Genomic DNA, 20,713 nt, shown 5'->3' with positions numbered 1-20,713 from the left:
TCAGCTGCGGAACGTGTCGGCGGCGGCCTGGATGCGCTGCACATAGGTCGACCAGTCCGTGTTGCTCGTCGCGGTGTCGGAGCCCGTGCTCCCGTCGATCAGCTCGCGCACGATGTCGGCGTGACCGCTGTGCTGAGCGGTGTCGGTCAGGACCCACACGAGCAAGTAGCCCAGAGTCGTGTCAGGCGAGGGCCAGTGGGGCACCCGGCCGGAGGCTTCGATGTCGAGCGCCTCGATCGTCGCGTCGCTGTGCGCGCAGGCCCGTTGGTAGAGGTCGAGGATGTCGTCACTCGGCTCGTCGGCCGTGGCCCACATGTCGGCGCCTTGCCACACCGTGCCGTCCTCGTTCCACGGAAGGATGTCAGGCGGTGGCCGATCGAATGAGTCGCCGAAGTAGACGTGCTCGACACCGACCAGATGCTTGATCATCCCGAGCAGGTTGGTGCCGGTCGGCGTCATCGGGCGACGCATGTCGTACTCGCTGAGCCCTTCGACCTTCGCCAGCATCACGGCTCGGCTCGCCTTGAGCTTGGTGTGCAGGTCCTGCTTGATCCCCGTCATGCGCACCATCCTGCCCCCGACGTACGACAACGGGCCGCCCCGATCGCTCGGGACGGCCCATCGTCATGCGTACGACCTAGGGCCGCAGCATGTTGGTGTTCGCCTTCATCAGCAGCTTGGTGATCTGCGACTGGGGTGCTGCCTGCTTGGCGGCTGCCTCCGGTGTGGGAGTCGGCAGTGCCTTGCAGTACTTGTCCGCGTGGTCACCCGACGTGCGGGTGGGACGAACGCCCGTCAGCAGGTAGTCCGCGATCGTGTTGTCCACGCACGCGTTGCCGTTGAGCGAGTTGGCGTGAGTCGTGCCGCTCGTGACGGCCACCAGGCTCGCCTTGGCGAAGCGCTTGCGGACCTCGATGCTGCCCGGGTAGGGCGTCGCCGCGTCGAGCGTCTCCTCGATCATCAGCATGCTCTTGACGCCGAGGTCCTTGATCCGCATCGGCACGTGCGCCGGGGCGGGCCAGTGACGGCAGCTCTCGTTGTACCAGGCGTTGGACCAGGTCTCGTAGGGCGCGATCGCGTTGATCGCCGAGTTGTCCTTGTACCAGGTCGCCCACGACGTCGGCCAGGCGACGTCGGTGCACTGGACACCGAGGTAGACCGAATAGCCGTTGTCGTCGCCGTATCCGGTCGCGTCGAGGAAGGCGCCGTCAAGAGCGTTGACGTCGTCGTTGTTGATGAACGACGAGAACACGTCAGCCAGGTCGGTCCACGTCGACTGGTAGTAGCCGGCGTAGAGGAACGCGTCAGTCCACTCGGCACCGCCGAGCTTCTTGCCGGCCGGTCCGACCGGGTTGGCGTAGAGGTCGTCCCGGGTCTTGTAGAAGAGGTTCCTGACCGCGGTCTTGGTGGTGCCGAGGTGGTAGGCGTCGTCGTGCTTGGCGATCCAGCCGAACCAGATGTTGATGTTGCGGTCGAAGGCCACGTCCTGGTCCAGGTTGTCGCCGTACCAGACACCCCGCGGGTCAACCGTGCCGTCGAAGACGACCCGGCGCAGCTGGTTGGGGAACATCGAGGCGTACACCTGACCGAGGTAGGTGCCGTAGGAGAAGCCGTAGTAGTTCATCTGGCTCCGGCCCAGACGCTGCCGGATGCGGTTCATGTCCTTGGCGACGTCCTTGGTCGTCATGTGCCGCAGGATGCCGGACGTGTTGTTGGCCGCGCAGTCGGTCGTGTACTGGTTCGTGATCGACGGCCACGGGTCGGAGATGTTGTACGCACTCGTGGAGGGCACGTAGTTGGGCCGGTTGTAGCCGGCACCGGGGTAGTTGGGGTTGCACGACACGGCGGGCTCGCTCGCGCCGACGCCACGGGGATCGAAGCCGATCCAGTCGTATGCGCCACCGACGTCCTTGCCGTGGCGGTCCGGCACGTACTTGCCGAGGACCGAGAGGCCGAGGCCCGAGCCACCGGGACCACCGGGGTTGACGAGCATGATGCCCTGGTACTGGCTCGCCGGCACCGTGTGCTTGACGCGCGAGATCGCGATCTTGATCTGGGTGCCACTGGGCTTGGCCCAGTCGAGCGGCACCGAGATCTTGGCGCACTCGGCGCCGGCGTTCTTGAGCGACGTGCTCGAGCACGTGCCCCAGTCGACCGGAATGGTCGAGGCCGCGGTGGCCACCGAAGCGGACTTGGCCGGTGCCACCGAAGCGGTCTTGGCCTGTGCCACAGTCGGCACCGCGAGCGTCAGTACGGTCAGCGAGATCGCCGCCGCCGTACAGAGCAGGGTCTTGCGCATGTAACCCCCCGATAAAGGAAGACTGCTCGGTCGAGCAGAAGTTGTCTCATCCTGCTCCCGATCGTTGTCAGGCGCAACGGTCGCTGCGTGTCGATTGTGAAACGTTGCGAAGACCTTTTCCACAGGTCCGGTCTCAGGCCAGCGGTTGCCAGCGCACCTCGTCGACAGCGAGGAACGGCGCGTCAGCCCCCGCGCCGACCTCATCGGTGGGAAAGTCGAACACCGCGATCATCATCTGCATCGGATAGTGCGGCGCCTGTTGCGAGCTCCTCACGACGCCACCGTCCAGGAGGAAGTCGACGCCGGTGGGTCGCCACTCCACGGCGTACGCGTGGGGCTCGGCGACATCGATCGGCTGACTGTCGGCGGAGAACTCCTCGACCAACGAGGGATCCCGGAACGCGTGCAGTCCGGTGCCCACATCTGCCGTCGAACCGCCAGCCGCGATGGCGTTGCCGAAGACTTCGAAGAGGCAGATCTCCCCGCACCGCTCGGGGCTGTCCTCGAGCCCGATCATCCAGACCGACGCCATCGAGGTCTCGGACAGCTGCATGCGCGCCCGAACCTCGATGCGGCCGTAACGGGGAGTCCAGCCCCACCACGCCGGCTCCTCCTCGCGCACCTGCTGACCGTCGAGGAAGGGCTGCTGGCCGATCGTGCTGCCGGCTGGCCCGGAGAAGGCACCCGACTGGATGCCGGACACCCGCAACGGCGTCGGATGGGAGTCATGGCACCAGAGGCCTTGGTCGGCCGGGATGCTCAGCCGCAGCTCGGAGTCCGCGAGGTCGTACGTCGCCGCCGACTCCGCTCGCGACGACCAGTGCGGCAGGTAGTGCGGCAGCCAGCGCCCCTCGTCGAGTCGTGTGCCGTCGAACGTCTCGACGAATGCATCTGCCGCCATGTCTGCCCCCTTTCGCCTCCACCCCGATGCTAGAGCGGGGTGCTGACAGCGGGACTCCACTGACTCAGCGCTGCAGCATGATCACGGTGGCGCCGCTGTCCGCATCCGGCTCGCTGACGCCGTTCGGCTCGAAGCCGTGACGCCGGTAGAACGCGTGTGCTCGCGGATTGGCCTCGTAGACCCAGAGGAACGCGGGTGCGTCGCCGATCGACCGCTGCAGCAGCGTGGTGGCGAGGCCGCTTCCCCGCTGGTCCGCCGAGACGTACAGACTCTTGAGCTCGAGTCCGCTGACATCGAGCCAGCTGCCGTCACCCCAGCTGACGACGCCGACGATGCGGTCGCCGTCCTCGGCCACGAGGATGTCGCGCTCGCTGCCGAGGATGCGCGCGGCCCATCGACGCTGACGCTCATCAGGGCCGGTGGAGTCGAGGTAGACCTGCGGGACGACCCCCACGTACGCCTCACGCCAGCACACCGTCTGGAACTCGGCGATCGCCCGCGAGTCGTCGAGGTCAGGTGTGCGGAAGGTCAGATCGCGCATGCCTCGGCGGGCGGCAACGGCGCGGGCACGCCCAGGCTCGGCATGCCGAGGCCCACCGATCGGACCTCCGTCCTGCCCTGCCGCGACTCCCACGCATCGCCGGCGGGCGTACGCCTGAAGGAGATCGGCGCGTCGTCGCTGACCAGGTGGTGCGGCGCGGCATAGGTGATGCGGACCTCGACCATGTCTCCGGGTCGTACGGCGTGGTCGCCCGGCACGAAGTGGACCAGGCGGTTGTCACGGGCCCGACCGGTGAGGCGGTGGGTGGCGCCGTCCTTCTTGCCCTCGTGGTCGGCGACGAGCAGCTCGACGACCTGGCCCTCCTGCTTGCGCGCCTCGTCCCACGCGACCTCGTTGACGACCTCGATGAGCCGGTCGTAGCGCTCCTGCACGACCGCCTTGGACAGCTGGTCGGGCAGGTCTGCGGCCGGTGTGCCGGGCCGCTGCGAGTACTGGAACGTGAACGCGCTGGTGAACCGTGCCTTGCGCACGACCTCCATGGTCTGGAGGAAGTCCTCCGCGGTCTCGCCCGGGAAGCCCACGATGATGTCGGTCGTGATCGCGGCGTCGGGCATCGCCGCGCGTACGCGATCGATGATGCCCAGGAACTTCTCCTGGCGGTAGGACCGGCGCATCGCCTTCAGCACGCGATCGGAGCCCGACTGCAGCGGCATGTGCAGCTGCGGCATGACGTTGGGCGTCTCGGCCATCGCCGCGATGACGTCGTCGGTGAAGTCCTTGGGGTGCGGGCTGGTGAAACGTACGCGCTCGAGTCCCTCGATCTCGCCGCAGGCCCGCAGCAGCTTGCCGAACGCCTGCCGGTCGCCGAACTCCACGCCGTACGAGTTGACGTTCTGTCCGAGCAGTGTGACCTCGACGACGCCGTCGGCGACGAGCGCCTCGATCTCGGCGAGGATCTCGCCGGGGCGGCGGTCCTTCTCCTTGCCGCGCAGGCTCGGCACGATGCAGAACGTGCAGGTGTTGTTGCAGCCGACGCTGATCGACACCCACGCGGCGAACACCGAGTCGCGCTTGGTCGGCAGCGTCGACGGGAAGACCTCGAGCGACTCGAGGATCTCGACCTGCGACTCCTCGGCGATGCGGGCGCGCTCGAGCAGGACCGGCAGCGAGCCGATGTTGTGCGTGCCGAACACCACGTCGACGTAGGGCGCACGCTTCGTGATGGTGTCGCGGTCCTTCTGCGCCAGGCACCCGCCGACGGCGATCTGCATCCCAGGGTTCTGCTCCTTGACCGACGCGATGTGGCCGAGGTTGCCGTAGAGCTTGTTGTCTGCGTTCTCGCGCACGGCGCAGGTGTTGAACACAACCAGGTCGGGTGTGCCCGCTTCTGCCTTCGCGTAGCCGGCGGTCTCCAGCAGCCCCGACAGCCGCTCGCTGTCGTGCACGTTCATCTGGCAGCCGTAGGTGCGCACTTCGTAGGTCTTCGTCATGACTGGTCAATCGTACGTGGAGGTTTCGGAGTCGTTCGCCGCTGACTCCGCGCGGTTTGGCAGCGGCCCCGCCGGGTAGTCCTCACGACGAGCTCTTCGCTCACCTCGACCGACGAGAGGGAGACCATGGCCAGCAACGAACCGCTCGAACCGCAGCGCCGCTCCGACGACGGAGACACCCGCGACCTCGGTGACCTGAAGGTCTCGACCGGCTCGCAGTCGGCGTACCTCACGATCGAGATGATCCTCTACGTCCTCGCCGTGCTCGGCGTGTTCATCACGTCGGCGATCATCGACGAGGACGGGCCAGGCCCCGGCTTCAGTGCGGCGCAGGCGTGGTTCTACGTCACGCTGCTGACCGTCGGGTTCCTGGTCAGCCGAGGACTGGCCAAGATCAACTGGCGCGGAGGCAACAATCGCACCTTCTGAGCTCGAACGTCAGGCGGGCTCGGACAACACGGCTGCGATCGGGGTCTCAACCGCCGCTGGACCCCCAGCTGCGCCGCCGGCATCGGCGACCGGCAGCACGCGCGTCTCGACGAGCTGGTGGCACAACGCCTTGAGCTTGATGTTGTGGTGCTGGGAGTAGCGGCGCAGAGTCGCGAACGCGCGATCGGCGTCGATCTCGAAACGCTCCATCAGCACGCCTTGCGCCTGGCCGATGACCGTACGCGTCTCCAGCGCCACACGCAGACCCTCTTCACTGCGGGCGTAACCCAGGGCCAGCGCGCCCTGACGCGCGAACAGCGCCGCCAACGAGATGTCCTCGGGGCTGAACGTCGCCTCCGACGTGCCATAGAGATTGAGGGCGCCGATCCGCCGTCCGCGGGCGTGCAGCTCCGCCGACAGGACACTGTTGAACCCCAGCGCGCTGGCCTTCGGACCCCACTCCGGCCACCGCTCGTCAGTGGCGAGGTACGACGACACGACGATCTTGGACTCCGCGGCAGCGTCGACGCAGGGTCCCTGCCGCAGCTCGTACTGGATCCGGTCGGCCTCGATCACCGACTCGTGAGTGGCTCCGACCGTGGAGTAGGCCCGCCCACCCGACTTCACGAGGGTGATGCCGCCGTACGTGGTGTCGATCGCCTCGACCGCAAACGCCACGATCTGGTCGATCGTCTCGCTGACACCTTCAACGTCGGCCAAGGATTCGGCGAGACTCGCGAACACCTCTGGATCGTCGATCGGCATGCTGCACCTCCGTCAGCGCGCCGCGACCGCAGTGCACCTCACCAGCATAGGCCCGCACGGGTGCGCCGGCGGAGGAACGTGAGTCAGCCGACGATCCGCTGCACCAGACCCTTGTGAACCTCCGACGCCCGCTCCTGCTCACCGGCGAATGCACTGATGACGACCAAGGCGCCGGTGACGGCCGGCACGGCCCACTGCAAGAGCCTGAGCTGGCGCTGTGCCGCCGCGACATCAGGCGGCGTCGCGGCCGCGGGCTCGGTGCCTGACGCGGCGGGCACGCGGGCCTGCTCGGAGACCTTGCGCCCGAGAACCCGGCTGTATGCCGTGACGCCCAGCGCTCCAGCGGTCAGGGCGGTCTTGAGAAGCGCCATCGATGCGACGCCCTTCTGAGCGTGCAGGCGGCCCATGTTGCCCTGGATCTGGCCGATGCTGCCGACGACGTGCGCGCCGATCGCAGCGGCGTTGACAGGGGTCCAGCGGTCCCAGCCGACGTTGGCCACAGCCCCGGTGTCGGAGTCGCCGTGGGCGGCCGAGGCGGCCGGGTTGAGCGCGACGGCGTTGGCCAGCGTGCCGCCGAACCAAGCGGCGAGTCCAAGGTCGTGCAGTGAGCGGGATACGGTGTCGCGGGTCATCGATGCTCCTCAGGTCGGGACCCACTACATACCCGCGGTACGCCGGCGCCAAACCTGTTCGCGCCGACCGGCTAGCAGCCGGCTGCGTAGACGTAGCAGCGCAGCTTAGGCTCCGCCGGCACAGGCTTGACGCCGACGAGGCTGACGTACGGGAGCGGCACATTGGCCAGGCCCGGAGCCGCAGCCAGCACCTTGAGGTACATCTGCACGTTGAGCGGGTTGACCCCTGGTTGATAGAGCTGCAGGCAGACCGAGCGGCTGATCCGCGAGACCTTCGCCGGCCCGCTGTGGTCGAGCGCATCCATCGCCAGTGCGTATGCCGTGGCGTCGATCGTGCCGACCAGCAGGTGCTCGTAGAGATCCAGCGGGCAGACGTCCTGTGTCGCGACGTTGGTGATCGCACCCTCGCCCGTGCGCAGGGCGGACGACGCGGTCGCGTTGGTGCTGTTGGGCTGCACGACCTCGTCGGTACGCGTGTAGATCTGGGTGTAGGAGATGCCCTTGAACGTCTCGGCCCGGCTGTTGAGCGCCTTGATGAACGCGGCATCGTCCTGCTGCTGCCAGACCGCCGGCAGGCACGTGGTCACCTGGACGATGCACGTCGGCAGCACGGTCGTGCCGTGGTTCGACGCGGCCAGGCCGATGACGTCGTCGACCTTCGACCGGGTGTCGGGCCAGAAGCGCAGCGCCCAGCGCATCGACATGCCGCCCTGGCTGTGGCCCATCACGGCGATGTCACGCGTCGACTTCGCGCGCATCGTCCGGATCGCGTAGACGAGGTACTCCCCCGCGACCTGGATGTCACCGAGCGTGTGAGCCGGCATGTCGATGGCGCACCACGGCCGCTTCTGGGCGGTGAACGCGCGTTCGTAGTTCCACGAGAAGTTCTCGTCGACCGTCACACCGGTGGCCGGGTTGAGCAGCACCGGCTGCAGCGTGGAGTGCGCGAAGTCACCGCTGCACTGCAAAGCTGCCTTGAGTGTCGCGGTCGGCACGCTGAGCTTGGGCCCTGGACGGTCCACCGGGGCGTACGGCTCGGCCGCCGTCGCGGGTGCGGTGACGCTGCCGGCGGCAATCGCCACGGCGCAGATGATGGTGGCGATGATCGGACGGCGCATCGTCGGGTCCCCCTCATAGGTCGGAAGATCCAACGAGCGCGTGTGACGCCCGTTACGTCGCCGCCGTCCGGGCGGTTGGATTCGCGGTGCAACTAGTTCTGCTGAACTAGTTCTTTCGGGCTAGGTTGATCCGCATGGTTGATCAGACACCCATGGTTTCGATGCATGGCGTACAGAAGTGGTTCGGCGATCTTCACGTCCTCCAGGACATCGAGCTCGACGTCGCTCGGGGCGAAGTCGTCGTCGTGATCGGCCCTTCCGGATCGGGCAAATCGACTCTCTGCCGGGCCATCAACCGGCTCGAGACGATCCAGGAAGGCGAGATCAGGGTCGACGGCAACGTGCTGCCCGAGGAGGGCAAGGAGCTCGCGGGACTGCGGTCCGATGTGGGCATGGTGTTCCAGTCGTTCAACCTGTTCGCGCACAAGACCGTCCTCGAGAACGTCACGCTCGGCCCGATCAAGGTCCGCAAGAAGTCCAAGGCCGAGGCCGACAAGCGCGGCATGGAGCTGCTCGAGCGGGTCGGCATCGACTCGCAGGCGTCCAAGGTCCCGTCGCAGCTGTCCGGCGGCCAGCAGCAGCGGGTCGCCATTGCCCGCGCACTCGCGATGGACCCCAAGGTCATGCTCTTCGACGAGCCGACGTCCGCCCTGGATCCCGAGATGATCAAGGAAGTCCTCGACACCATGGTCGACCTGGCCAAGGGCGGCATGACGATGATCGTCGTCACCCACGAGATGGGCTTCGCACGCACGGCCGCAGACCGCGTGCTGTTCATGGCCGACGGACGCATCGTCGAGGAGAACACACCCGACGAGTTCTTCACGAACCCGAAGTCGGACCGGGCCAAGGACTTCCTGGCCAAGATCCTCACGCACTGATTCACCGCATCACTAGGGGAAGGAAACACATGTTCATCCGAAGGCTCAAGTGGGCAGCGATCGCTGCCACCGCCGTGCTCGCCGTGTCTGCCTGTGGCAGCGCCGGCGAGAGCGACGACAACCCGGTCGACAACAAGGTCGACGACAGCGCCGCCAGCAAGTTCGAGGACGGCACCGCGATGAAGGCCATCGCCGATGCCGGCAAGGTCAAGATCGGCGTCAAGTACGACCAGCCGGGCCTGGGCTTCAAGACCGCGGGTCAGGACCAGCCGTCCGGATTCGACGTCGAGATGGCCAAGCTCGTCGCCGCCAAGCTCGGCATCAAGGCTGATGACATCCAGTGGGTCGAGACGATCTCCGACAACCGCGAGCCGTTCCTGCAGAAGGGCACGGTCGACTTCGTCTTCGCGTCGTACTCCATCACCGACGACCGCCGCAAGGTCGTCGGCCAGGCCGGCCCCTACTTCCTCACCGGTCAGCAGCTCCTCGTCAAGAAGGGCAGCGACATCAAGAGCGTCGACGACGTCAAGGGCAAGGAGGTCTGTTCGGTCACCGGCTCCACGTCGCTCGCGCAGGTCGAGGCCAAGGGCGCCAAGGTGCGCGGCTTCGAGACGTACTCCCAGTGCCGCGACCAGGTGCTGGACGGTGCGATCGACTCCATGACGACCGACGGCTCGATCCTGCTCGGCTATGCGGCACAGAACCCCGACGAGCTCGAAGTCGTCGGCGACCCGTTCTCCGAGGAGCGCATCGGCATGGGCTACTCCAAGGACAAGCCCGAGCTCTGCCAGTTCCTGACCGACACGGTCCAGGAAGCCATGGACAACGGCGACTGGGCCAAGGCGTTCGAAGCCACCCTCGGCAAGTCCGGCGCTGACACGCCGGAGCCGCCGAAGATGGACGCCTGCGCCTGACCTGAGTCATGTCGGCCGGGGCCCGCCTGTTGGCGGCCCCGGCCGACCTCCCATGAGAAAGGGCGTGGTGACGCTCGATGCAAGTCCTCATCGACAACGCCGACATCCTGCTGAGAGCCTTCGGGCTGACCCTGTTGCTCGTGGTCGTCGTCAGCATCCTGTCGTTGCTCTTCGGCACCGTGCTCGCAGCCATGCGAGTCGGACCGATCGGCGTGCTCAACAAGGCCGGCGCGCTCTACGTCACGATCTTTCGCAACAACCCCCTCCTTGTCCTGCTGCTGCTGGTGGTCTTCGGGCTGCCCAAGCTCGGCGTGCAGATGAGCTACTTCAACATGAACGTCCTCGCTCTGACGCTCTACACCTCACCGTTCGTGTGTGAGGCACTGCGGGCGGGCGTCAACTCGATCCCGATCGGCCAGGCCGAGGCAGCGCGTTCGCTCGGGCTGACGTTCGGCCAGTCGATGACAGCCGTCGTGTTGCCCCAGTCGTTCCGTGCCGTCGTCCCGCCGCTCGCGAGCGTCCTGATCGCGATGGTCAAGAACACCTCGCTGGTCTCGATCTTCGGCCTGCTCGACGCCACTGCGCGCATGAAGGGCCTGCTCAACGATCACCCGTCCCAGCTGTGGTGGATCTTCGGCGGCATCGCCCTGGGATACGTCATCATCGTCGAGGCGATCTCCCTCGGCGCCACACTCCTCGAGCGCCGTTGGAGGGTTGCCTGATGGCCGCGTCCGTCCTGTTCGACGCGCCGGGTCCCCGGACCCGGTCGCGGCACCGCGTCTACACCGCCATCTCGTCCGTCATCCTGGCCGGCATCGTCGGGCTCGTCATCTGGCAGCTCTGGCGCAAGGACCAGTTCGCCTACACGTACTGGGAACCGTTCGTCACGCCCAACATCGTCGAGCTCCTCGTCAAGGGTCTGGGCAAGACGTTGCTCGCGGCAGTGGTGGCCATTGCCGGCGCCCTGGTCTGGGGCGTCGTCTTCGGCGTCGCCAAGCTCTCCGAGCACCGCGTGCTCAGGTGGCCGGCGTGGACCGTCGTGGAGTTCTTCCGCGCCGTCCCGCTGCTCATGCTGATCATCTCGACGTGGTTCTTCATCGGCCCCGAACCGGGTCCTCATGCGTACTGGGCGCTGGTCATCGGCCTCGTGCTCTACAACGGAGCCGTGTTCGCCGAGATCTTCCGCGCCGGCATCAACGCGGTCGATCGCGGGCAGTCCGAGGCGGCGTACGCCCTGGGCATGCGCAAGACCATGGTCATGCGGCTCATCCTGGTCCCCCAGGCCATCAAGATCATGCTGCCGGCGTTCATCAGCCAGACGATCGTGGCGCTCAAGGACACCAGCCTGGGCTACGCCATCCTGGCGCCCGGTCTGACGTACGAGGGCAAGATCATCTTCGGCACGTTCCGCAACACGATCCAGACTGCCGTGGTGATCGCGGCGATCTACATCCTGGTCAACCTCATGCTGAGCTGGCTGGCGACCAAGGCACAGCGGCGCTTCGCCGGCGAGCACAAGCTCGACATCGTCGGTGGCGTCGTCCAGCGCCAGCCCGGAGGAGGCGCCGCGGGGGCGCCTGGGCCCTAACGCTTGGGCGTCACCCAGAGGTGGATCGTGCCCTCGACCGTCACGGTGCCGTCGGTCGTGACGGCCTTGACCTTGATCGGCACGTCGGGGCCGTTGGCCCAGTCAGTCTCGGTGCTCTCGGCCGTGCAGGTCAGCGCCGTCGTCGACTTGGCGAGATAACTGACCTCCATGCCCTTGGGCAGCCAGCGCATGTCGGGCGGGCAGGTCGCCTCTGCCAGCAGGCCCATCGCCGCCTCGAGACCGTTGCACGCCGCGATCGCGTGGATCGTGCCGATGTGGTTCTTGACCGAGCGGCGCTTGGGGATCTTGACCTGACCCAGGTGCGGCTTCATCTCCTGCACCTCGAGGTGGATCGACGAGAAGTAGGGCGCCTTCTGGCCATAGGCGATCGAGAACAGCCGCTTGCCCTGGGGCAGCGCCGCGAACTTCTTGTACAGGTCGAATGTCGAAGGCATGCCTCGACGTTACCAGTGAGTAACGTTGGTTGAACCCGTACGAGTCTCAGATCACGGCAGCGCGTACGCACAGCACGTCGGGGAGGTTGTTGCGGATCTCCGCCCATGTGCCGCCCTCGTCGTTGCTGGCCCAGATCGCGCCGTGCCGCGTGCCGAGGTAGAGGCCGAGCGGATCGGCCTGGTCCGACACGAACGCATCGCGCAGCACGGCGGTGTGCGCCTCGGCGGGGAGCCCCGGTCCGGTCTCCTGCCACGTCTCGCCGGCGTCGTCGGAGCGCCACACCGCAGGTTTGCCCGACGGCGGGAACCGCTCGATGGCGGCCACGAGGGGAAACACGAAGATCGTGCCGGGCCGGTGCGGGTGGGCGACGATCGGGAAGCCGAAGTCGGCGGGCAGCCCGTCGGCGATCGACTGCCAGGAGCGGCCGGCGTCGTCGGAACGGAAGACACCGCCGTGGTTCTGGGCGTACAGCCGGTCCGGGTCGCCCGCGTCGATCGCCACCTTGTGGACGCACTGGCCGTACTCCGGCGTCTCGCCAGGGATGAACTCCGCACCGATGCCGCGGTTGTAGGGCGTCCAGCCGGCTCCCCCGTCCTCGGTGCGATAGACCCCGCCGGTCGACATCGCGATCGTCACGACGTCGGGATCGGTCGGATGTGGCACGACGGTGTGGATCGCCTGGCCACCTCCCCCGGGCTGCCAGTTGGGCCGGTGCGGGTGGTCCCAGAGGCTGCGGACGATCTCGAACGTCTCGCCCCGATCGTTCGACCGGAACAGCGCTGAGGGCTCGGTGCCCGCATAGACCAGGTCGTCCTGGCCGTCGGGCGCGGGTCGCAGCTGCCACACGCGCTCGAGCGCAGCGCCGGTGTCCGCGGGGAATCTGACGGCGCCGCCCTTGGTCTCGTCCCACGTACGCCCGAGGTCGTCGGAGCGGAACACCTGCGGGCCCCAGTGCGGGCTCGTCGCACCGGCCAGCAGCCGTGGCGCGCCACCCCGGGTGTCGATCGCAGCGGAGTAGATCTCCTCCATGGGGAACAGCGGCTTGTCCCACGACCACGAAGATCGGTCGGCGTCGGCGCGGCCGATGAAGAGTCCCTTGCGGGTTCCTGCCAGTAGGACCGTGTCGGACATCTCGCTCCGCCTCCCTACGTGTTCCTAATTGGAACAGTACGCTAGATCTGTGACCAGCAGCCTGTCAACGACGTCGTACGCCCTGCTGGGTCTGTTGGTCTTCGACAGCGAGACGTCGGAGAACGGCCTGACGGGCTACGAGCTCAAGCAGCGCGCGGACCGCACGCTGCGGTTCTACTGGGTCTCCCCCGCCACCAGCCAGATCTACACCGAGCTCGATCGGCTCAGCCGCCACGACTTCGTCGACGCCATCGACGACACCACCGGCAAGCGCACGACGCGACGTTTCCGCATCACCGCCGCCGGCCGCGAGGCCCTCACCACATGGCTGCACACCTCGAAGCACGAGTTCCCCAACCTCAAGCACCCCATCGCACTGCGACTCATGCTGGGCAGCCTGATGGGACCCGGCGAGGTCGACGCCATGCTCGACGGCTACGTCTCGGCCGTCGCTGACCGGCGCAAGGAGCTCGAGGCCGTACGCGAGATGCTCGGTGACCGGGAGGCGGTCGCCTATCCGGCCCGTGTCGCCGACTGGGGCCTCGCCTACTACGACGCCGAGATCGAGATCGTCGAGAAGCTGCGCCGTACGCTCTGACCATGGGCTTCTCGCGGACTGTTCCAGCGCTGCCGGTCCGAGACATGCCCGCAGCCATCGCGTTCTACGAGACGCGCTACGGCTTCGACGTCATCCACGCCGATGAGGGGTTCGCCCGGCTCGAACGCGACGACGCCCAGGTGCACCTGTGGCTGGCGGGCGACACCGGTTGGCGGGTCAGGCCCGATCTGGCCGAACGTCCGATCGTCAGCGGCGCCGAGGACTTCCTCGCCGGAACGGCAAGCTGCCGGATCGATGTGGACTCGGCCGACGAGGTGTTCGCCGAGATGCAGGCGGCCGGTGTCCTGCACTACACACACGGGAGTGGCGCGAAGGCCACGACGTGGGGAACGCGCGAGGTCGACACGCTCGACCTCGATGGCAACCTGCTGACGTTCGTGGAACGCCTCGCGTAGCGCCTAGTCGAACAGCGTGCGTGGGGCCGTGCAGACGATCTCCGGGTAGGTGACGGACTCGGGCTGGATCCACAGTCCCGGCACGAACCCGCACTTCTCCAGGACGCGGATCGACCTCTTGTTGCGCACATCAGGACTCGCGACGAACCTCGGTGCCTCGGGATAGTCCCGGCACAGGACGTCGCGGCAGTAGGCCGCGATCATGCGGGTGCCGATGCCTCGATCGACGAGATCCGGCTCGCCGATCAGGTAGTCGAACGCGATCGCCTCGAGATCCTGCACGCGAACGGCGTAGTCGTCGTAGGCCTTGACCGGGTAGTCCTGCAGGTAGCCGATTGGTCGCCCGTCGAGCTCGACGATCCACATGCGCGTGGCACTGGTGCCGGCCAGCTCCTTGGCGTAGATCCGGCGGGCTCCGTCGACCGACCGCGGCTCGTCGCAGAACCACGGCTGGGCATGCTCGGCGGACATCCACCGCACGAGGTCGGAGAGGTCGGCGTCGACGAGACGCCGGAACTCGAACTCGCGCATGGCTCAGAGCGTAGGAACTGACCTACAAGCTGTCGAGGGCTTGCGCCTCGGCACCGAGTTCTTGACGCACGACGTCGAACGCCAGCTGCGGCGAGTAGCCCTTGCGGGCCAGCATGCCGGTGAGCCTGCGGATCTTGGTCGTGTCGTCGAAGCGCGACATCGACCGGAGCTTGGTCTGGACCAACCGATGCGCCGCCTGGACCTCCGCCTCGGGGTCGATCTCGGACAGGACCTCCTTGGAGATCTCGTCGTCGACGCCCTTGCGGCGCAGCTCCATCGCGAGTGCCCGCGAGGACAGTCCCTTGCCGCGCTGGCGGGCCTGCACCCACGAACGGGCGAACTCCTCGTCGTCGATCAGCCCGGCGGTCTCGAACTTGTCGAGCGTCGCCTCGGCGACCCCCTCAGGCACCTGCTTCTTGGCAAGTGCCTGAGCGAGGTCGCTTCGGCTGTGCGCCCGTTCGCTGAGCTTGCGCACCACGATCTCCTTGGCGAAGCTCGTGAGCTCCTCCGGAGTCATCTCCTCGACCGGTGTGCGCGGCATGGGTCAGAACTCGATGTCGGTCGGGGGTTCCTCGACGACCTCGAGCGCGGGCTTGTCGGCCTGTGCGCCGATGCCGTGATGCTCCATGATCCGCTTCTCGAGCTCCTCGGCCAGGTCGGGGTTGTCGCGCAGGAACTGGCGCGCCTTCTCCTTGCCCTGACCCAGCTGATCGCCCTCGTAGGTGAACCAGGCGCCGGCCTTGCGGACGAACCCGGCCTCCACGCCGACGTCGATCAGGCTGCCCTCACGGCTGATGCCCGTGCCATACATGATGTCGAACTCGGCCTGCTTGAACGGCGGGGCGAGCTTGTTCTTGACGACCTTGATGCGGGTGCGGTTGCCGACCATGTCGGTGCCGTCCTTGAGCGTCTCGATGCGTCGCACGTCGAGGCGGACCGAGGCGTAGAACTTGAGCGCCTTGCCGCCCGTCGTGGTCTCGGGCGAGCCGAACATGACGCCGATCTTCTCGCGGAGCTGGTTGATGAAGATCGCGGTCGTGCCCGAGCCGTTGATGGCACCAGTCATCTTGCGGAGCGCCTGGCTCATCAGACGAGCCTGCAGACCGACGTGACTGTCGCCCATCTCGCCGTCGATCTCGGCGCGGGGCACGAGTGCGGCCACCGAGTCGATCACGATGATGTCGAGCGCACCGGAGCGGATCAGCATGTCGGCGATCTCGAGCGCCTGCTCACCGCTGTCGGGCTGGGAGATCAGCAATGCGTCGGTGTCGACACCGAGCCGCTTGGCGTACTCCGGGTCGAGCGCGTGCTCGGCGTCGATGAAGGCCGCGACCCCGCCGGCCTTCTGGGCGTTGGCCACCGCGTGCAGGGCGACCGTCGTCTTGCCCGAGGACTCCGGACCGTAGATCTCGACCACACGGCCGCGCGGGAGGCCGCCGATGCCGAGCGCGATGTCGAGCGTCGTGGCGCCGGTCGGGATGACCTCGATCGGTGCGCGGGCCTGGTCGCCCAGTCGCATGACGGCACCCTTGCCGTGGGCGCGGTCGATCTGGGCCATCGCGTTCTCGAGGGACTTGTCCTTGTCCTTGTCGGTGGCGAGGGAGCTGTTGGGCTGGGCCATGGTGGGCTTTCCGTTTCTGTTCGTGGGCGGCGGGCTATCGACGACGCTAGAAGGACCCTCAGACATATGTGGGCCTCGTCGACCCGCCTGTGGATGTCGTCCTTCGAACGTCCAACCTGTGCACGAGATTACCCGAACGTCTGTTCGATCATCGGTAGCGACACGCCGACCTCCCTAGCTACAGGAGAGGCGCACCAGGGAGCGGAGTCGGCCGAACGAATCCCTACGAGCAGCATTCCTCGGGGACGGTTGGCGGAAGCCCCACGACCGTGCTCTCGCGGACGATCAGCTCGATCGGCAGGATCTCGGTCTCGACCGTCTGATCGGCCGCCTCGATGTGCCGCAGCAGCATCTCGGCCATCCCCCGGCCCAGCTCGACCAGCGGCTGACGAACCGTCGACAGCGGTGGCTCGGTCGTCTCCGACGCCTTGGTGCCGTCGAACCCGATCACCCCGACGTCCTCGGGCACCCGTCGGTCGTGCGCGCGCAGAGCACGCATCGCACCCATCGCCATCAGGTCGCTGGCTGCGAAGACGCCGTCGATGTCCGGCCGACGCGCCAGCAGCTCCTCCATGCCGGTCCGGCCGCTCAGCTCGCTGAAGCTGCCCTCGACGACGAGCTCCTCGTCGTACGGCAGCCCAGCGTCGCGGAGCGCCGCTGCGTAGCCTTCGAGGCGGTCGCGGCCCGACGCCATGGCGCGCGGACCCGAGATCGTGGCGATCGTACGTCTGCCGCTCTTGATCAGGTGGTTCACGGCCTGGCGCCCGCCGTCGACGTTGTCCACGTCGACGAAAGAGCCGGCCCAGTGCGCCGACCGGCCACCCAGCACGACCGGCAGCCGCCGCGCGTCGAGGTCGACGGGGAACGCCTCGTCGTCGTGCAGCGACAGCAGCAGGACTCCGTCGACGTGCTGGCGGGTGAGATAGCTGCCGAGCCGCTGCGCCTGGTCGTTGGTGTGCACCAACGACAGCACGAGCTGCCGCGACGCGTCGTTGAGCGCCGCCGAGATCCCCCGGACGACGCCGGCGAAGAACGGCTCGCCGAAGATGCGCTCCTCGGACTCCGCGATGACGAGCGCGACCGTGCCCGTGCGCCGGGTGACGAGCGTGCGCGCCGCCTGGTTGGGGACGTAGCCGAGCTCCTCGACGGCCTTCATCACGACTTCACGGGTGCGAGCGCTGACCTGCGGCGACCCGTTGATGACGCGCGAAGCCGTGCCGCGACCCACCCCCGCCCGGGCCGCGACCTGCTCGAGGGTCGGCTGTCCGCCCTCGCTGTCGAGGCTCATGTCGCCATTGTCGCTGTTCGGTGGCGCTTGATGACGTCGGCGTACCAATGAGCGCTGTCCTTCGGCGTACGTTTCTGCGTCTCGTAGTCGACGTGCACGATGCCGAACCGCTTGGCGTAGCCCTCGGACCACTCGTAGTTGTCGAGCAGCGACCAGGCGAAGTAGCCGCGGATGTCGACGCCCTGTTGGCGCAGCGTGGCGAGCGACGTGAGGTGCGACTCGAGGAACTCGATCCGGTTGTCGTCGTGCACCACCCCGTCGACCGCCACGTCGTCGAACGCCGCACCGTTCTCGGTGAGGTAGATCGGGATCGCCGGGTAGTCGCGCTGCACCTGGCTCAGGATGTCGACCAGCCCTTGTGGGTCGATGTCCCAGCCGGTGTCAGTGGTCTCGAGACCGTTGTTGAGGTGGAACCTCACATCCGAGCTGCCGGGCCACAGGCCGGCGCCGACGACGTGCCGCGTGTAGTAGTTGACGCCGAGGAAGTCGAGCGGCTGCGCAATGACCTCGGTGTCGCCGTCGAGGATGAATGCGGCATCGGTGACGGCCGACATGTCGTGCAGCACGTCCTTGGGGTAGCTGCCCTTGAGCAACGGGTCGAGGAACCAGCGGTTCATCAGCCCGTCGATGCGTCGCACGGCGTCATCGTGACGACCCGAGTCGTCGAGCGGCGTGACTGGGTAGAGGTTGACGGTGCAGCCGACCTCGGCGTCCGGCACGATCTCGCGCAGGCGCTGCACCGCGAGCCCGTGACCGAGCATCAGGTGGTGCGATGCCGCGACCGCGTCAGCCGGGTTCGTACGTCCGGGGGCGTGGATGCCGCTGGCGTAGCCCAGGAACGCCGCACACCAGGGCTCGTTGAGCGTGATCCAGTGCTTGACCCGGTCGCCGAGAGCCTCGGCGATGATCGCGGTGTAGTCGGCGAACCGCTCGGCGGTGTCGCGTACGGGCCAGCCGCCGGCCTGCTCCAGAGCCTCGGGCAGGTCCCAGTGATACAGCGTCGTCCACGGCGTGATGCCCTTCGCGAGGAGCCCGTCGACCAGCCGGTCGTAGAACGCGATGCCCGGCGCGTTGCCCGTGCCGAGCCCGTCCGGCTGGACCCGCGGCCACGCCACCGAGAACCGGTACGCGTTGAGACCGAGGTCCGACATCAGCTCGATGTCCTCCGGGTAGCGGTGGTAGTGGTCGACCGCGACCGCACCGGTGTCGCCCTTGTCGACCCGGCCGGGCGTCGCCGCGAACGTGTCCCAGATGGACGGCGTGCGGCCGTCCTCGTCGACGGCGCCCTCGATCTGGTAGGACGACGTCGCCGCGCCCCAGAGGAAGTCGGCGGGGAATGCCGAGAGGTCGAGAGTCATGCCTTGAGTCCACCTTCCATGATGCCGCCGATGATCTGGCGACCGAACACGATGAAGACCACGACCAGCGGCAGGGTGCCCACGAGGGTGCCGGCCATGATGAGCGACTGGTCGGAGTAGTAGCCGCTCGACAGGCGCGAGAGCGCCACCTGCACCGTGGGGTGCTCGGCGTCGAGCGTGAGGAACGGCCACAGGAAGTCGTTCCAGCGCTCCATGAAGGTCAGGAGACCGAGCACGGCAGCGGCGGGCCTGAGGGCCGGGAACACGATGCTGAAGAAGATGCGGAACGTCGACGCGCCGTCAACACGGGCCGCCTCGATCATCTCGTCGGGGATCGCCTGCTCGGCGAACTGTCGCATCATGAAGACGCCGAAGCCGGCGACGATGAACGGCAGGGTCACCGACTCGAGACCGCCGTTGAGACCGAGCTTCGTCATCAGCATGTAGAGCGGGATGAGGCCCAGCTGCACCGGGACCATCATCGTGCCGATGACGAACAGCAGCATCGCGTTGCGGCCGCGGAACTTGAGCTTGGCGAACGCGAAGCCGGCCAGGGACGAGGTCACGACGACACACACGGTGGCGACTGTGGCGACGAGCAGGCTGTTGAGCAGCGCCTGGCCGAACAGGACGTCCTCGTTGGCGAACACCCGGTCGATGTTGGAGAACAGGTTGCCGCCGAGCCACAACGGCGGCGGGAGCGAGACGATCTCGTCGTTGGCCCGCGACGCCATGACGAGCATGAAGTAGAGGGGGCCGGCCGAGAAGATCAACGTGGCAATCAGGCCCACGTAGAGCAGCGGGTTCTTGGTCTTCATCAGTTCACCGACTTGATCCGGCGCAGGAGCACCACGTTGATGGCCGCGAAGACCGCGATGAGCAGGAACAAGACCCACGCGACTGTCGACGCGTACCCGAAGCGCTGGCCCGTGAAGGCCTGCTGCACGAGATACATCGCGACGGTCTGGAACTGGCCGGTCGTGCCACCGGCGATCGCGTTGACCCCCGAGCCGAACAGGAGCGGCTCGGTGAACAGCTGGATGCCGCCGATCGTGGCGACGATCGTGACGAAGATGATGGTCGGCCGGAGCATCGGCACCGTGATCGACCAGAACTGGCGCCATGCCGAGGCGCCGTCGATGCGGGCGGCCTCGTAGAGCTCCTTGGGCACGGACTGCAACGACGCCAGCAGGATCAAGGCGTTGTAGCCGGTCCAGCGCCAGTCGACCATGACCGAGATCGCGAGCCAGGACGACCAGCGGTGGCCCTGCCAGTCGATCGGGTTGTCGAGGCCGACGTGGCCGAGGGCCCAGTTCACGATGCCGTAGTCACGGGCGAAGATCAGGCCGAAGATGATGCCGACCGCCGCCACAGAGGTCACGTTGGGGAGCAGCACTCCCATGCGCCAGAACGTACGGCCGCGCAGCCTGCTGTTGAGCACCTGGGCCAGCACGGTGGCGAGGATCAGCTGGGGAATCGTGGCCATCAAGAAGATGCCGACGGTGTTGGTCAGCGCACGCCAGAAGTCCGCGTCGTGCATCAGCTCGCGGTAGTTGTCGAGGCCGACGAATCCCTGGTCGCCGGCCAGGAGGCTCCAGTCGTGCAGGGAGACCCAGGCGGTGTAGATCAGCGGGAACAACCCGAAGATTGCGAAGATGATGAAGAACGGTGACACGAATGCGTACGGGGCGACGCGGGCCTCGGTCTTGGCGAACCGATCGCGAATCCTCAAGTGAGCTCTCCTGGTGGTCCGGTGCCTGCGCCCGCTGGAGGACAGGCGCAAGCACCGGAGACA

Annotated in this window: 24 protein-coding genes; 7 read left to right on the top strand and 17 right to left on the bottom strand. The window is 67.2% G+C overall.

Annotated features, from left to right (window positions below):
- The 5 genes from ESP70_RS12605 to miaB all read right to left on the bottom strand — a co-directional run bounded on the left by ESP70_RS12605 (nucleotide 1) and on the right by miaB (nucleotide 5,192).
- Nucleotides 1-561, bottom strand: coding sequence for a DinB family protein (locus ESP70_RS12605; RefSeq protein WP_149689588.1), 561 nt, complete (start codon nucleotides 559-561; stop codon nucleotides 1-3).
- Nucleotides 562-637: 76 nt separating this feature from the next.
- Complete coding sequence (locus ESP70_RS12600; RefSeq protein ID WP_149689587.1) at nucleotides 638-2,299, bottom strand: alpha/beta hydrolase; 1,662 nt, start codon at nucleotides 2,297-2,299, stop codon at nucleotides 638-640.
- 133 nt (nucleotides 2,300-2,432) lie between these two features.
- Nucleotides 2,433-3,200, bottom strand: a complete 768-nt coding sequence (locus tag ESP70_RS12595) for a glycoside hydrolase family 16 protein (protein WP_149689586.1) — start codon at nucleotides 3,198-3,200, stop codon at nucleotides 2,433-2,435.
- Nucleotides 3,201-3,264: 64 nt separating this feature from the next.
- Nucleotides 3,265-3,741, bottom strand: coding sequence for a GNAT family N-acetyltransferase (locus ESP70_RS12590; protein ID WP_149689585.1), 477 nt, complete (start codon nucleotides 3,739-3,741; stop codon nucleotides 3,265-3,267).
- Entirely contained in the window at nucleotides 3,729-5,192 is a 1,464-nt protein-coding gene (miaB, locus tag ESP70_RS12585; RefSeq protein WP_149689584.1) for a tRNA (N6-isopentenyl adenosine(37)-C2)-methylthiotransferase MiaB, read from the bottom strand. Before miaB ends, ESP70_RS12590 begins: the two co-directional genes overlap by 13 nt.
- 126 nt (nucleotides 5,193-5,318) lie before the next feature.
- Between miaB and ESP70_RS12580 the strand changes: the two genes are divergently transcribed.
- On the top strand, nucleotides 5,319-5,621 hold the full coding sequence (locus tag ESP70_RS12580; protein ID WP_149689583.1) for a hypothetical protein: 303 nt from the start codon (nucleotides 5,319-5,321) through the stop codon (nucleotides 5,619-5,621).
- A 9-nt stretch (nucleotides 5,622-5,630) separates the two neighbouring features.
- Here ESP70_RS12580 and ESP70_RS12575 read toward each other — a convergent pair whose 3' ends face one another.
- The 3 genes from ESP70_RS12575 to ESP70_RS12565 all read right to left on the bottom strand — a co-directional run bounded on the left by ESP70_RS12575 (nucleotide 5,631) and on the right by ESP70_RS12565 (nucleotide 8,136).
- Entirely contained in the window at nucleotides 5,631-6,386 is a 756-nt protein-coding gene (locus tag ESP70_RS12575; protein ID WP_149689582.1) for a GAF and ANTAR domain-containing protein, read from the bottom strand.
- 83 nt (nucleotides 6,387-6,469) lie between these two features.
- Nucleotides 6,470-7,018 (bottom strand): hypothetical protein, encoded by a 549-nt coding sequence (locus ESP70_RS12570; RefSeq protein ID WP_149689581.1) that lies wholly within the window; start codon nucleotides 7,016-7,018, stop codon nucleotides 6,470-6,472.
- A gap of 71 nt (nucleotides 7,019-7,089) precedes the next feature.
- On the bottom strand, nucleotides 7,090-8,136 hold the full coding sequence (locus ESP70_RS12565) for a lipase family alpha/beta hydrolase (protein ID WP_149689580.1): 1,047 nt from the start codon (nucleotides 8,134-8,136) through the stop codon (nucleotides 7,090-7,092).
- A gap of 152 nt (nucleotides 8,137-8,288) precedes the next feature.
- On the opposite strand from ESP70_RS12565, the gene ESP70_RS12560 reads away from it, so the two are divergent.
- From ESP70_RS12560 to ESP70_RS12545, 4 genes are all read left to right on the top strand, one after another.
- Nucleotides 8,289-9,017, top strand: a complete 729-nt coding sequence (locus ESP70_RS12560; RefSeq protein ID WP_149689779.1) for an amino acid ABC transporter ATP-binding protein — start codon at nucleotides 8,289-8,291, stop codon at nucleotides 9,015-9,017.
- A 29-nt stretch (nucleotides 9,018-9,046) separates the two neighbouring features.
- Entirely contained in the window at nucleotides 9,047-9,931 is an 885-nt protein-coding gene (locus tag ESP70_RS12555; RefSeq protein WP_149689579.1) for a glutamate ABC transporter substrate-binding protein, read from the top strand.
- Between the two features lie 77 nt (nucleotides 9,932-10,008).
- Complete coding sequence (locus ESP70_RS12550) at nucleotides 10,009-10,653, top strand: amino acid ABC transporter permease (RefSeq protein WP_149689578.1); 645 nt, start codon at nucleotides 10,009-10,011, stop codon at nucleotides 10,651-10,653.
- Nucleotides 10,653-11,519 carry an amino acid ABC transporter permease gene (locus tag ESP70_RS12545; RefSeq protein WP_149689577.1) on the top strand — a complete coding sequence of 289 codons (867 nt, stop codon included), beginning with the start codon at nucleotides 10,653-10,655 and terminating at the stop codon, nucleotides 11,517-11,519. The genes ESP70_RS12550 and ESP70_RS12545 overlap by 1 nt, the downstream gene beginning before the upstream one ends.
- Here the strand turns inward: ESP70_RS12545 and ESP70_RS12540 are convergent.
- The gene (locus ESP70_RS12540; protein WP_149689576.1) at nucleotides 11,516-11,974 is read right to left on the bottom strand and encodes a hotdog fold domain-containing protein; all 459 of its coding nucleotides are present in this window, start codon (nucleotides 11,972-11,974) and stop codon (nucleotides 11,516-11,518) included. The two genes, ESP70_RS12545 and ESP70_RS12540, sit on opposite strands and share 4 nt — an antisense overlap.
- A 46-nt stretch (nucleotides 11,975-12,020) precedes the next feature.
- On the bottom strand, nucleotides 12,021-13,106 hold the full coding sequence (locus ESP70_RS12535) for a WD40/YVTN/BNR-like repeat-containing protein (protein WP_149689575.1): 1,086 nt from the start codon (nucleotides 13,104-13,106) through the stop codon (nucleotides 12,021-12,023).
- A gap of 49 nt (nucleotides 13,107-13,155) precedes the next feature.
- Here ESP70_RS12535 and ESP70_RS12530 point away from each other — a divergent pair, with 49 nt between their 5' ends.
- Nucleotides 13,156-13,704, top strand: a complete 549-nt coding sequence (locus tag ESP70_RS12530; RefSeq protein WP_188110606.1) for a PadR family transcriptional regulator — start codon at nucleotides 13,156-13,158, stop codon at nucleotides 13,702-13,704.
- A gap of 2 nt (nucleotides 13,705-13,706) precedes the next feature.
- The gene (locus ESP70_RS12525; protein ID WP_149689573.1) at nucleotides 13,707-14,120 is read left to right on the top strand and encodes a VOC family protein; all 414 of its coding nucleotides are present in this window, start codon (nucleotides 13,707-13,709) and stop codon (nucleotides 14,118-14,120) included.
- 3 nt (nucleotides 14,121-14,123) lie between these two features.
- Here ESP70_RS12525 and ESP70_RS12520 read toward each other — a convergent pair whose 3' ends face one another.
- The 7 genes from ESP70_RS12520 to ESP70_RS12490 form a co-directional block, all read right to left on the bottom strand.
- Nucleotides 14,124-14,651 carry a GNAT family N-acetyltransferase gene (locus ESP70_RS12520; RefSeq protein ID WP_149689572.1) on the bottom strand — a complete coding sequence of 176 codons (528 nt, stop codon included), beginning with the start codon at nucleotides 14,649-14,651 and terminating at the stop codon, nucleotides 14,124-14,126.
- A gap of 22 nt (nucleotides 14,652-14,673) precedes the next feature.
- On the bottom strand, nucleotides 14,674-15,192 hold the full coding sequence (locus ESP70_RS12515; RefSeq protein WP_149689571.1) for a regulatory protein RecX: 519 nt from the start codon (nucleotides 15,190-15,192) through the stop codon (nucleotides 14,674-14,676).
- A 3-nt stretch (nucleotides 15,193-15,195) separates the two neighbouring features.
- On the bottom strand, nucleotides 15,196-16,272 hold the full coding sequence (recA, locus tag ESP70_RS12510) for a recombinase RecA (RefSeq protein WP_149689570.1): 1,077 nt from the start codon (nucleotides 16,270-16,272) through the stop codon (nucleotides 15,196-15,198).
- 223 nt (nucleotides 16,273-16,495) lie between these two features.
- Nucleotides 16,496-17,560, bottom strand: coding sequence for a LacI family DNA-binding transcriptional regulator (locus ESP70_RS12505; protein WP_149689569.1), 1,065 nt, complete (start codon nucleotides 17,558-17,560; stop codon nucleotides 16,496-16,498).
- Complete coding sequence (locus tag ESP70_RS12500; RefSeq protein WP_149689568.1) at nucleotides 17,557-18,918, bottom strand: GH1 family beta-glucosidase; 1,362 nt, start codon at nucleotides 18,916-18,918, stop codon at nucleotides 17,557-17,559. Before ESP70_RS12500 ends, ESP70_RS12505 begins: the two co-directional genes overlap by 4 nt.
- Nucleotides 18,915-19,736: a carbohydrate ABC transporter permease gene (locus ESP70_RS12495; RefSeq protein WP_149689567.1), complete on the bottom strand. Its 822-nt coding sequence runs from the start codon at nucleotides 19,734-19,736 to the stop codon at nucleotides 18,915-18,917. The genes ESP70_RS12500 and ESP70_RS12495 overlap by 4 nt, the downstream gene beginning before the upstream one ends.
- Complete coding sequence (locus tag ESP70_RS12490; protein ID WP_246162015.1) at nucleotides 19,736-20,650, bottom strand: carbohydrate ABC transporter permease; 915 nt, start codon at nucleotides 20,648-20,650, stop codon at nucleotides 19,736-19,738. Before ESP70_RS12490 ends, ESP70_RS12495 begins: the two co-directional genes overlap by 1 nt.
- Between the last annotated feature and the right edge of the window lie 63 nt (nucleotides 20,651-20,713).

Origin of the sequence: Aeromicrobium ginsengisoli, from assembly GCF_004134905.2 — a bacterium.
In the GTDB taxonomy this organism is placed as follows: domain Bacteria; phylum Actinomycetota; class Actinomycetes; order Propionibacteriales; family Nocardioidaceae; genus Aeromicrobium; species Aeromicrobium ginsengisoli.
This window is presented reverse-complemented; position numbering and strand designations above follow the sequence as displayed.